Source organism: Falsiroseomonas bella (assembly GCF_003173615.1).
GTDB classification, from domain to species: Bacteria; Pseudomonadota; Alphaproteobacteria; order Acetobacterales; family Acetobacteraceae; genus Falsiroseomonas; species Falsiroseomonas bella.
In genome coordinates this window covers 272,738-284,758 of record NZ_QGNA01000002.1, presented here as the reverse complement: position 1 = coordinate 284,758, position 12,021 = coordinate 272,738, and the positions used below count along the sequence as shown (strand labels likewise).

Sequence of the window (12,021 nt, the reverse complement as noted above, 5' to 3'; positions counted from 1 at the left end):
TCCCGTTTCGGAAAACGCAACCCTTGACGTAAAGCAGGCCGCCGTTTGTGGGGCGGCGCGATCGAGGGACTGCCGTTGATGGTCGGGAAGCTGGGATCGGTCCGGGCCGGGGTGCCCGAGGTGCGTGGTCGTGGGCGGCGGGTGGCCGCGGAGCGCCGCCCGTGAGCCAGTCCACCACCTCCCTGTCCGGCCTGATCTGGTCCGTCGCCGATCTCCTGCGGGGCGACTACCAGCCCTACGAGTACGGCAAGGTCATCCTGCCCTTCACGGTCCTCCGGCGCCTGGACTGCGTGCTGGCGCCGACGAAGGAGAAGGTGCTGGCCGAGAAGGCCGCCCGGGAGAAGCAGAAGGTCAACCCTGAACCCTTCCTGCTGCGGATATCCGACCAGAAGTTTGTCAACACATCGCCGCTCGACCTGAAGAAGCTGATGGGGGACCAGGACCACCTGGCCACCAACCTGACGGCCTACATCCAGGGCTTCTCGGAGTCCGTCAGGGACATCTTCGAGCGGTTCCGCTTCGCCGATCAGATCGACCGGCTGAAGAAGGCGAACCTGCTCTACAAGGTCACCGAGAAATTCGCGGGCTTCGACCTCGGTCCCGACAAGGTCTCGAACCGCGACATGGGCCTGATGTTCGAGGAGCTGATCCGCAAGTTCGCGGACCACTCCAACCAGCAGGCCGCCGAGCAGTTCACGCCGCGCGACGCCATCAAGCTGATGGTGAACCTGCTCTTCATCGAGGACAGCGACATCCTGACGCCGGGCAACCCGGTCGTCCGCACAATCTACGACCCGACGGCGGGGACGGGCGGGATGCTGTCCGACGCCGAGGAATACCTGCGCCAGCACAATCCGAAGGCGTCGCTGACCCTGTTCGGGCAGGAGCTCAACGACGAGTCCTACGCCATCTGCAAGGCGGACATGCTCATCAAGGGCCAGGACGTCCGCAACATCGTCGCGGGCAACACCCTCTCCGACGACGGCCACGCGGGGCGGAAGTTCGACTACATGCTGTCGAACCCGCCCTTCGGCGTGGACTGGAAGAAGATCGAGAAGGAGGTCCGGCGCGAGCACGAGCAGCAGGGCTACGCGGGGCGGTTCGGCCCTGGCCTGCCGCGCATCGGCGACGGCGCCATGCTCTTCCTGCTGCACCTGGTCTCGAAGATGCGCCCCGCGCAGGATGGCGGCAGCCGCTTCGGCATCGTGCTCAACGGGTCGCCGCTATTCACCGGGGGCGCTGGGTCCGGAGAGTCTGAGATCCGGCGCTACATTCTGGAGAACGACCTGCTCGAGGCCATCGTCGCGCTGCCGACGGACATGTTCTTCAACACCGGGATCGCGACCTACGTCTGGATCGTGTCGAACAAGAAGACCGGCACCCGCAAGGGCAAGGTCCAGCTAATCGACGGCTCGGCGCTCTGGCAGAAGATGCGGAAGAGCCTCGGCTCCAAGCGCAAGGAGATGAGCGAGACGCACATCACGATGGTGACCGAGATCTTCGGCGCCTTCGTGGAGGCGCAGATCGCGACGGTGACCGACGCTGATGGCAAGGTCACCCAGGTGGTGGTCCGCGAGGGCGAGAAGCCGCCCATCGCGCCTACGAACGGCAGCGTCAGGCTGTCGCCCTTCTCGCGCATCTTCTCGAGCGACGCGTTCGGCTACCGCAGCATCACCGTGGAACGCCCGCAGCGTGATGCCCGAGGCCACGTCATTGTCGGGCAGAAGGGCAAGGGGAAGGGCAAGCCGGTACCGGACCCGGAGCTGCGCGACACCGAGATGGTCCCCCTTGGCGAGGACATCGACAGCCACATGGCGCGTGAGGTTCTGCCGCACGCGCCGGACGCCTGGATGGATGAAGAGAAGACGCGTATCGGGTACGAGATCCCTTTCAATCGATTCTTCTATGTCTTCGAGCCACCGCGCTCGTTGGCAGAAATCGATGCCGACCTGAAGCAGGCTACCAGCCGCATTCTGGCGATGCTGGAAAGGCTGGCAGCGTGAGCGCCCCTGCTTACCCAGGGTATCGCGAAAGCGGCGTCGATTGGATTGGCGCCGTGCCCGCGCACTGGAACGTCACTCCGCTCAAGGGACTGATCGAGCGCAACGACGGAGGAGTGTGGGGGAGCGATCCGGACGGGGTGAAAGACACGGTCGTGCTTCGCTCGACTGAGCAGACCGTCGACGGGCGCTGGCGCATTGAGGATCCCGCAGTGCGGAAACTCACCGCGGACGAGATTGAGGCCACCCTGCTGATTGAAGGTGATCTCCTGCTAACGAAATCCAGCGGTAGTTCTCTTCACATTGGCAAAACGACACTCGTGGACCGGAGAGTAGCAGCGCTGCGCTGCTGCTACTCCAATTTCATGCAGCGGATCCGCCTGAATAGCTCGTTGTTGCCAGAACTAGCCTGGTACGTGCTCAATAGCGACCTTGCGCGCATTCAGTTCGATTTTCTCTCAAATTCCACCACGGGCTTGGCCAACCTGAACGGCACGATAATCGGGCGCGTTATCGTACCAGTCCCGCCTCTCGACGAGCAGCGCGACATCGCCGATTTTCTCGGCCGCGAGTGCAGCAAAATCGATACCCTTATCGCCGAGCAGGAGCGCCTGGTCGCGCTGCTGGATGAGAAGCGGCAGGCAGTCATCTCTCAGGCGGTTACCCGGGGGCTGAACCACGATGTTCCGATGAAGGACTTGGGCATCGAGTGGCTTGGGGCGATCCCAGCACATTGGGAACTAACGCGCCTGAAGCATTTCGTGGGAGGGCTGACCGTAGGAGTCGTGGTCACCCCGACCAAGTACTATGCTGATGATGGGGTGCCTGCTCTTCGTTCCCTGAACGTCCGTGAGATGCGCCTTGTTGACGAGAATCTCGTCTTTTTCCGTCCAGACGCCCACGCCGAACTGCAAAAATCGGCGCTGCGCATCGACGATTTGGTTGCCGTACGGACAGGCAAACCAGGCACAACTGCGGTGGTCGGTCCGGACTTCGATGGCGCGAACTGCATTGACCTTATCATCATCAGGAAGTCGTCTGCTTTCTCGTCTCGATTCCTGGCCTACGCGATGAACTCAGAAACTTGCAGAGTTCAGTACGAGTTGGGTGCCGAAGGCGCGATCCATACGCACTTCAACGTGGAAACTGCGTCCAATCTCAAGATCGCATTGCCGCCACGTGCAGAGCAGAACGAAATTACCGAGTACCTCGATCAAACATGCGGCGAATTGGACTCGCTCAGGGAAGAAGCTGAACGGGCGATATCCCTCCTCAGAGAGCGGAGGGCCGCCCTGATCTCGGCAGCCGTCACGGGCAAGATCGATGTCCGCGGCCTCGTCCCGTTGGAGGAGGCCGCATGAGCATCCACAAGGAAAAGGCGTTCGAGGAGGGCATCTGCGCGCATCTGGCCGCGCATGGCTGGCTGTACGAGGAAGGCTCCGCCGACCGCTACGACCGATGGCGCGCCCTGTTCGTCGAGGATCTGGCCGCCTGGGCGCAGGCGAGCCAGCCCGATGCGTGGGCGACCCTGACGAAGACCCACGGCGCGGCCGCCGCGAAGACGCTTGCCGACAAGCTGCGCGCCGCCCTGGACAAGCAGGGGACGCTGCACCTGCTGCGGCATGGCCTGGACGTGGTCGGCCTGAAGGCGACGCTGTCACTGTGCCAGTTCAGGCCCGCCCTGGCGATGAACGAGACCCTGACGGCGCGCTACGCGGCGAACCGGCTCCGCGTCGTCCGGCAGGTCCGGTATTCCGCCCATGGCGAGGAGAGCCTGGACCTCGTCCTGTTCCTGAACGGGATCCCGGTCGCCACCGCGGAACTGAAGTCCGACTACACCCAGTCGGTGAAGGACGCGATCGACCAGTACCGCTACGACAGGCTGCCGAAGGCCCCCGGCAAGAACGTCGCCGAGCCGCTGCTGTCCTTCCCGGGCGGCGCCCTGGTCCACTTCGCGGTCAGCAACAGCGAGGTGCACATGTGCACCCGGCTGGCCGGGGCCGACAGCGTCTTCCTGCCCTTCAATAAGGGTCACGATTTCGGCGCCGGAAACCCGCCGAACCCGAACGGCGCGCCGACGGCGTACCTGTGGGAGGAGATTTGGGACCGCGACGGATGGCTGGAGATCCTGGGGCGCTACATCGTCCCGGTCCGTAGCGCGAAGAAGGACCTCAAGGGCTGGATCTTCCCGCGCTTCCACCAGCTCGTTGCCACGCGGAAGCTCGTCGGCGCCGTCCTGCAGGAGGGGCCGGGCGGCCGCTACCTGGTGGAGCACTCGGCCGGGTCGGGGAAGACCAACACCATCGCCTGGTCGGCCCACTTCCTCGCCGACCTGCACGACGCGAAGAACGCGAAGCTATTCGACACGGTCATCGTCGTCTCCGACAGGAACGTCCTGGACAAGCAGCTCCAGCAGGCCATCGAGGGGTTCGAGCGCACCAAGGGCGTAGTGGCCATCGTCACGGGCGACGGCTCCAGCAAGAGCAAGGAACTCGCCGACGCGCTGGCGGCCGGGAAGAAGATCGTGGTCTGCACCATCCAGACCTTCCCGTTCGCCATGGACGAGGTCCGCAAGCTGTCGGCCACCAAGGGCAAGCGGTTCGCCGTGATCGCCGACGAGGCGCACTCCTCGCAGAGCGGAAAGGCGGCGGCCGAACTCAAGATGATCCTGACGCCGGAAGAGATCGCCGCACTCGAGGATGGCGGCGAGATCGGGGTCGAGGACATCCTCGCCGCGAAGATGGCGGCCCGCGCCGAGCAGGACCGGAACATCACCTTTGTCGCCTTCACCGCGACGCCCAAGGCCAAGACGCTGGAGTTGTTCGGGACCAGGCCGGACCCGACGCGACCGGCGGCGAAGGACAACCTGCCCGCCGCGTTCCACGTCTACTCGATGAAGCAGGCCATCGAGGAGAAGTTCATCCTCGACGTGTTGCAGAACTACACGTCCTACAAGCTCGCATTCCGCCTGACCCATAACGGCAAGGAGTTCACCGACAAGGAGGTGGACGCGAATGACGCCAAGAAGGGGATCATGGGCTGGGTGCGGCTGCATCCCGTCAACATCGCCGCTCGGGTCCAGATCGTCGTCGAGCACTTCCGCCAGAACGTCGCCCACCTGCTTGGCGGCAAGGCCAAGGCCATGGTCGTCACCAGTAGCCGCAAGGAGGCGGTCCGCTGGATGAAGGCCATGGGCGACTACATCAAGAAGCGGAACTACCCGATCGGCCTGCTGGTGGCCTTCTCGGGCGAGGTGAACGACCCGGAGAGCGGGCCGGAGGCGTTCAGCGAGACCAACATGAACCCCGGCCTGCACGGGCGGGACATCCGCGAGGCGTTCGCGACCGAGCAGTACGCGATCCTGCTCGTGGCCAACAAGTTCCAGACGGGCTTCGACCAGCCGCTGCTCTGCGCGATGTACGTGGACCGCAGGCTGGCTGGCATCCAGGCCGTCCAGACCCTGTCGCGCCTGAACCGCGCCCATTCGGGTAAGGACACCACCTACGTCGTGGACTTGTCAACGAGCCGGACGAGATCCTGGAGGCGTTCAGGCAGTATCATCGCACCGCCGAGCTGGCCGATGTCAGCAAACCGGAGGTGGTGCTGGATCTTCGCAACAAGCTGGACGCCGCCGGGGCCTACGACCAGTTCGAGGTGGAGCGCGTCGCGGCAGTCGCGGTGAACCCGAAGGCGACGCAGGCGAACCTCGACGCGGCGATCGGCCCCGTGAGCAACCGCCTGCTTGTCAGCTTCAAGCAGGCTCAGCAGACCGCCAAGGCGGAACCCGAGGGGTCGAAGGCGCACAAGGAAGCGACCGACGAGATGGAGGCCCTCCACCTCTTCAAGAAGGATCTCGGCACGTACATCCGGGCCTACGAGTTCCTGGGGCAGATGTTCGACTATGGGAACACCGACTACGAGAAGCTCTACCTCTTCGCGAAGATGCTGGTGCCGCTCCTGGACTTCGGCCGCGAGCGAGACGGGGTGGACCTGTCTGCGCTGCGCCTGACGCACCACCGCATGCGCGACCTGGGCCAGCGGACGCTGAACCTGAACGGCGGCAACCAGCCTGCGGCGCCGCTGATGCCGATGACCGAGACGGGGTCCGGCCGCGTGCAGGACAAGCACAGGATGCTGCTGGCCGAGATCATCCAGGCGATCAACGACCTCTTCGAGGGCGAGATCACCGAGGGCGACGCCGTGGCTTACGTGGACGGCGTGCTGAAGGCCAAGATGATGGAGTCCGAGACGCTGCGCGCGCAGGCGGCGGCCAACACGAAGGAGCAGTTCGCCAGCTCGCCGAACCTCCATGACGAGCTGCTGAAGGCGATCATGGACGCGATGGCGGCCCACCAGTCCATGAGCACGCAGGCGCTGAACTCCGAGGCCATCCAGACGCGGATCCTGTCCGTCCTCCTCGGGCCGGGACGCCTGTGGGAGGCGCTGCGGTCCCAGGACGACGTCGCACCTGAGGTCGCTGCGGCGGTTCAGCAGGGCGGTTTGGCCGCGCAGCCCACGGCAGGGTCGGCATGATCGCTACCGCGCCGCGCGGCGACGCCTGAACAGCGCGAGCGCCCACGAAAAGGGGGAAGGCCCGATGGCCGCCACGGGACCGCTAAAGGTGGCATCGCCGAAGCACGTTGTCCGGCTGAAGAACACCATCTGCCCGTACTGCATCCGGCCTCTCGTTCGACAGGTCGAGCCGAACGTGGACCACGTGATCGGGCGGCGCTTCGTGCCCTTGGGCTCGATTGAGGGCCAATGGAACCTGCTCGTGAAGAGCTGCCGCGCGTGCAACGAGAAGAAGTCTCGCCATGAAAGCGTCGTCTCTGCGGTGATCCTGCAGCCAGACGCCTTCGGGCAGCACCCCGCGGACATGGATCTCGTGCGGCAGGAGGCAGCCAGGAAAGGCAGCGCGAGGCACCCGAAGACGAAGCGTGCTGTCCGCGATAGCCGGACTGAACAGGTGCTTCACGGGAACCTCGGACCTAGCGCCAGCCTGTCATTTCAGATCGTCGGTCCACCTCAGGTTCCTCCCGACGACGCCGATGGACTCGCGCACATGCAGGTCCAGGCCATCTTCTTCCTGCTCACGCTGGACGAGCAGACGAAGAACGGGTCGGCCTTGCCCGGTGTCTTCTGCACCGTGGCTGAGGCGAGACGCGCAGATTGGGGAAATGTTCGGCTGAAGGCGTTCGCGGAGTACACCGCGAACTGGTTGCCTCGCTTCCGTGGCATCGCGGCCAACGGCTTCTTCAAGGCCGTCATTCGACGCCATCCCGAGCTGAAGCCGATCTGGTCGTGGGCGCTCGAGTGGAATCGCAGCATGCGTATCGTCGGCTTCTTTGGAGAGGAAACCCTCGTCGAGGAAGCGGCGGCTGCTCTGCCGTTTCCGGAGATGTCGGCTTGGCGTCCGCAGCCCGACGGCAGAAGGGTCCGGATGCGCTTCGAGGAGGAACTTGCAGAGGCTGAGGACACCCTCTTCTCGACGCAGGGGTTCGAGACGGACGACGATCCAGCCGATTCCACCGGTTCGTGATGCCGCCGCCGCGCGAGGTGCTTGACTTGGGTGGCGCATCTGTTCTGTATTCGTTCTCGTCATGAGCCCGCGCCCTTCCCGACGCCGGACCACCTCCCGACAGGGCACCTTCGCCCCGGCGTCCGCGTCGGCGCTGCTCATCCTCCTGCCCCGCCGAATACCGCTCCGCGCCTCGGTCGCCTGATCGGGTAGCGGTCCCTCCGCCCCGGTCGGCGTCCGCGGCCAGCCGTCCTCGACGGCCCCGGACACACCACGGAGCGGAGAACCACAGTGATCCTCATCACCAAGGCGGGCGCCGACATGGGCGCCGCCGATGCCGAAATCGCACGCCTCGCGGCGCTGCTCGACGACCTGAAGCGCCTGGCCAGCGGCGGATTGCCGACAGACGCCGAGTTGCGCGATGCCCCCTTCCTCGACGGCTGGACCCTGTCCCAGCGCCCGGTGCCCTGCCTGACCGGGCGGGTCAGCGGCCACCCCGTCCTAGGCGGCCCGACCGTCCGGACCAGCGATGTCTGGGCGCTCGCGCCGGGTCTCGGCTTCGCCCGGACCCTGTCGCGCCTCTACGCGCTCGGGCGGCCGCACGCCTCGGTCGCCGTCCCCTTCCGCAAGCCCGCCCGGCACTGAGGGGGCGCGCCATGACCGACAGGAAGGAAGACGGCTCGCGGAGCGAGTTCGTGGAAGCGCTGCTGGTCGGCGCCGACGCTGCGGCGCACGACGGCCCGCACGACCGGGTCTGCCCGGTTCAGGCCGCCGCCCGCGCCCTGGTGCGCCGGGCGCTGGCGGACGAGCCGGAGCTGAAGGAGATCGCGCTGGCCCCGGCGGCGGTCGTCGTGGTCGAGGTCCCCGACAGCGACTGGACCGACCCGGTCGCCGAGGCGTGGCGTGCCGAGGTCCGCGCGACCGAGGCCGTCCCCGACGACGGGGACGACGCCGACCCGCCGCGTGAGGATTGGCTCGAGTTTCGGCGCAACGAACCGCCCAAGGGCAATCCACTGGAGACGACGGCCCGCATCGGGAGCGCGTTGTCGCGGGGCAGGCAGGTCTACGCCTTCAGCCCCGAGCCGGGGCGCTGCCTCCCGGCGGACCTGCTGCGCTCGGCCGACCGGCACGTGGTCCTGCCGCGACCGGACAGAACCGCCCTCGTCGAGGCGATGGCGTTGCACCACGGGGCGGCGCCCTCGTTCGTACCGGACGACGCCGAGGCGCGCCTGGTGACGCCAGGCGACCTGCTGCTGGCCTGCCGCCCGGGCCGCGACCCCGACGGCCATCTCCGGCGCGCCCTGTCGCTGGCGTCGGCGCGGACCGGAACCACGCCCGATGCTCCCCGGCTCGAAGACCTGCATGGCATGGACGAGGCGGTGCGCTGGGGCCTGGACCTGCGCCACGACCTCGGCGCCTACCGCGCGGGACGACTGCCCTGGCGCGACGTGGACAAGGGCGTGCTGCTCGCCGGTCCCACCGGCACGGGCAAGACGACCTTCGCCCGCGCCCTGGCCGCCTCGTGCGGGATTCCGCTCGTCATCGGCAGCCTGGGCGCCTGGCAGGCGTCCGGCACCGGGCACCTCGGGGACATGCTGAAAGCGATGCGGACGACCTTCGACGAGGCGAGGAGATCCGCGCCCTGCATCCTCCTCATCGACGAGGTGGACGGTGTCGGCAACCGCGCGACCTTCGACGCCCGGCACCGCGACTACAGCGTGCAGGTGCTGAACGCGATGCTGGAACTCCTCGACGGCGCCCAGTCGCGCGAGGGTGTCGTGGTGGTCGCGGCGACCAATCGGCCGGATGCCATCGACCCGGCGCTGCTCCGTCCCGGCAGGCTCGACCGCATCGTCGGCATCGGACTGCCGGACGCCGAGGCGCTGACGGGCATCCTGCGCCACCACCTCGCCGACGACCTGAAGGAGGTCGACGTGTCGTGGCTCGCTCGTGCCTGCGTCGGGCTCAGCGGCGCGCACGTCGAGCAGGCCGTCCGCGGCATGCGCCGCCGTGCCCGGCGCGAGGACCGCCGCCCCATGCTGGCCGACCTCGAAGCGGAGATCGGGAGGGCGACGCCGGTTCCCGACGCGACGCGGCACCGCGTCGCCATCCACGAGGGGGGCCACGCCGTGGTCATCGCGCTGAACCGACCCGGCGCGCTGCGCTCGGTCTCGGTGCCGAAGGCGACCCTCGACCGGGGAACCCTCGGCACGGTCGCCTCGGAGTTCGGCTTCAACTCCGCCGAGGGCGACCGCCACGTCACCCGCGAGGTCATCGTCAACGCCATCGCCGAGAAGTTGGCCGGACGCGCCGCCGAGCATCTGCTGCTGAACGAAGTGTCGGCAGGTGCGGGCGGATCGCCGACCAGCGACATCGCGCAGGCGACCTGGATCGCGACCGTCGCGGTGACCGCCTTCGGTCTCGGCACCGACGGTGTGGAGCCACCGATCTGGAAGGGCCTGCCGTCGGTGGAGCGGGTGCCGCAACTCCTTGCTGTCGACCAGACGCTGGCGCGCGAGGTCGGCTTCCTGATGGCGGACGGCTACGCCACGACGATGCGGCTCGTGCAGAAGCATGAGACTGCCGTCGAGGAGGTCGCCCGCGCGCTCATCGACCGGGAGACGCTGAGCGGCGAGGAGGTCCAGCGCATCGTCGCCGGAAGCCGTCAATGAGGGCCGTCACCGAAACGGGCGCGCTGCACGCGTCGCTCGCGCGCGCCCAGGCGGAGACGGCGCTGCTCATGCGTGACCGTCCCCCGTCGCTGCGAACGGGCAAACGGGAAGAGGACCGCCTGACGCCATCGGTTGAGGCGTCGAGACCCCCTGAGGCGCGGGCGTCGCCGACCGGGCTGATGACGCTCGCCGACGCGGCGAGCCACCTCCGAATTCCCGAGCGGACGCTGCGCGCGCTTGTCGCCCGACACCAGCCGCCGGTCATCCGGGCTGGTCGCCGCGTGCGCTTCGACCCCGTCGCCCTCAACCACCTGATCGAGTGTCTCCGATGCCCCTCAAGGTCGTCTCCCGCCCCGGCACCCGCGTCCTCTGGCTCTCGGGGACCGTGCGCGGCCAACGCGTTCGAGAGAGCACTGGAACGGACGACCCCGCCCTCGCGGAGGAGAGGCGCGCGGCGCGCGAAGCGGAGATCTACCGGGGAGCCGTCCACGGGGTGACGGCCTCGCGCGGCTTCGCCGAGGCGGCGCTGAGCTACCTGAAGCGGGAGAGGTCCGACGACACCAAGCGGAGGCTCAACCGCTTCCTGGACTTCCTGAAGCGCACGAACCGGCAGGCCATCCGCTGCGACGACGTGAACCAGGAGCTGCTGGACGAGGCGTGCGAGGACCTGCTGCGGCCGGGCGCGGCCGACACGACGCGGCTGCGGGAGGTCGTCTCGCCGGTCCGCACCGTGCTGCGGCACGGCGCGATCCGGGGCTGGTGCCGCCTGCCGGTGTTCGAGAGCATCCGCCAGGGCAAGCGACGGAAGGAGTGGCTGACGCCCGAGGAGGCCGAGGCCATCGTCGCGGCGTCGCCGCCGCACCTGGCGCCGCTATTCGAGTTTATGTTCTGCGTCGGTCCGCGCCGCGGCGAGACGCTGAACCTGGACTGGAAAATACGTCCAGCTCCGCTACGCGCGGGCCACGCTGCGCGACGTGAAGGCCAGCTCCGGCGACGTGAAGGACCGCCTCGGCGACCTGGAGCCGCGCGCCGTGGCGGCGCTGCAGCGCCAGCGTGCGGTCTCGTCCAGCGGGCAGGTGTTCCGGCGCGCCGATGGCAGCGAGTGGCACCCTGACCCGAAGGTCTCCGGCGCTCAGCTGAACAAGGCGTTCAGGAAGATCGCCAGAGCCGCCGGGATCGACCGTCACGTGACCCTGCACATGATCCGGCACTCCTGGGCGAGCTGGCACTACTGCGTCCACCGTGACCTGAAGCGGCTGAAGGAGGAGGGCGCCTGGGAGTCGCTCGAGATGGCGGACCGCTACGCCCACCTCGCACCACCCGGGATGGCGCCGGAGATCGAGCGGTTCTGGGGGCGGCTCGCCAGTCCGGCCGAGGCATGAACGCCGCATCGCGCCGGTGAATTCCCGGCGCCGGGCTGCCTGCTTGTCAACACGAAGCCCGGCACCCGCCCCGGACGCGCCGCCAGCCTCCTCGCGCGCCCGTGATCGGGCGGTGGCCGCGCAGGGTCTTCCGCCCGACCTTGCGCAGTCCTTCAGCCGGAAGGCGGCGCCTCCGCGCCGCCCGGGGACCGCCCGAAGCCGGGCTTGGACTCCCCGGGATAAGCCCAGGCCGACGGCGCATCCGGGGACGCGCCTGGGGAATCGCCCCGTGATCGGCAAGGGCGCAGCCGATGCGGCATCAGCATTCTTCCGTAGTCGTGCAGCATTGCCAACAACAGGATGGCTTGCGTCGGCGCGACGGCGGCCGGTTTTGAAATCAAATGGTCGCAATTGCGCGGACTGTTCCTGGCCGCGTCGGAGCAGTACTTGAGACGGGGATTCATCAAGCA

General features: G+C 67.6%; 9 protein-coding genes and 1 pseudogene. All 10 read left to right on the top strand.

The window, feature by feature from the left end:
• Positions 1 to 47 precede the first annotated feature (47 nt).
• The 10 genes and pseudogenes from DFH01_RS09675 to DFH01_RS09640 all read left to right on the top strand — a co-directional run bounded on the left by DFH01_RS09675 (position 48) and on the right by DFH01_RS09640 (position 11,572).
• On the top strand, positions 48 to 2,003 hold the full coding sequence (locus tag DFH01_RS09675) for a type I restriction-modification system subunit M (protein ID WP_233256054.1): 1,956 nt from the start codon (positions 48 to 50) through the stop codon (positions 2,001 to 2,003).
• Positions 2,000 to 3,361 carry a restriction endonuclease subunit S gene (locus DFH01_RS09670; RefSeq protein WP_158287687.1) on the top strand — a complete coding sequence of 454 codons (1,362 nt, stop codon included), beginning with the start codon at positions 2,000 to 2,002 and terminating at the stop codon, positions 3,359 to 3,361. Before DFH01_RS09675 ends, DFH01_RS09670 begins: the two co-directional genes overlap by 4 nt.
• Entirely contained in the window at positions 3,358 to 5,682 is a 2,325-nt protein-coding gene (locus DFH01_RS09665; protein ID WP_233256053.1) for a type I restriction endonuclease subunit R, read from the top strand. The genes DFH01_RS09670 and DFH01_RS09665 overlap by 4 nt, the downstream gene beginning before the upstream one ends.
• Positions 5,601 to 6,533, top strand: a complete 933-nt coding sequence (locus DFH01_RS28695) for a hypothetical protein (RefSeq protein WP_233256052.1) — start codon at positions 5,601 to 5,603, stop codon at positions 6,531 to 6,533. Before DFH01_RS09665 ends, DFH01_RS28695 begins: the two co-directional genes overlap by 82 nt.
• Positions 6,534 to 6,597: 64 nt before the next feature.
• Entirely contained in the window at positions 6,598 to 7,539 is a 942-nt protein-coding gene (locus tag DFH01_RS09660; RefSeq protein WP_109870236.1) for an HNH endonuclease family protein, read from the top strand.
• 270 nt (positions 7,540 to 7,809) lie between these two features.
• The gene (locus DFH01_RS09655) at positions 7,810 to 8,163 is read left to right on the top strand and encodes a DUF6634 family protein (RefSeq protein WP_199231186.1); all 354 of its coding nucleotides are present in this window, start codon (positions 7,810 to 7,812) and stop codon (positions 8,161 to 8,163) included.
• A gap of 11 nt (positions 8,164 to 8,174) precedes the next feature.
• The gene (locus tag DFH01_RS09650; protein ID WP_109870235.1) at positions 8,175 to 10,190 is read left to right on the top strand and encodes an AAA family ATPase; all 2,016 of its coding nucleotides are present in this window, start codon (positions 8,175 to 8,177) and stop codon (positions 10,188 to 10,190) included.
• A pseudogene (locus tag DFH01_RS29130) lies at positions 10,187 to 10,498 on the top strand (helix-turn-helix domain-containing protein); the annotation flags it as partial. The gene DFH01_RS09650 and the pseudogene DFH01_RS29130, both read left to right, overlap by 4 nt.
• Before the next feature lie 20 nt (positions 10,499 to 10,518).
• Positions 10,519 to 11,304 carry a site-specific integrase gene (locus DFH01_RS28690; RefSeq protein WP_233256088.1) on the top strand — a complete coding sequence of 262 codons (786 nt, stop codon included), beginning with the start codon at positions 10,519 to 10,521 and terminating at the stop codon, positions 11,302 to 11,304.
• Positions 11,186 to 11,572 (top strand): tyrosine-type recombinase/integrase, encoded by a 387-nt coding sequence (locus DFH01_RS09640; RefSeq protein ID WP_332903277.1) that lies wholly within the window; start codon positions 11,186 to 11,188, stop codon positions 11,570 to 11,572. The genes DFH01_RS28690 and DFH01_RS09640 overlap by 119 nt, the downstream gene beginning before the upstream one ends.
• Positions 11,573 to 12,021 lie beyond the last annotated feature (449 nt).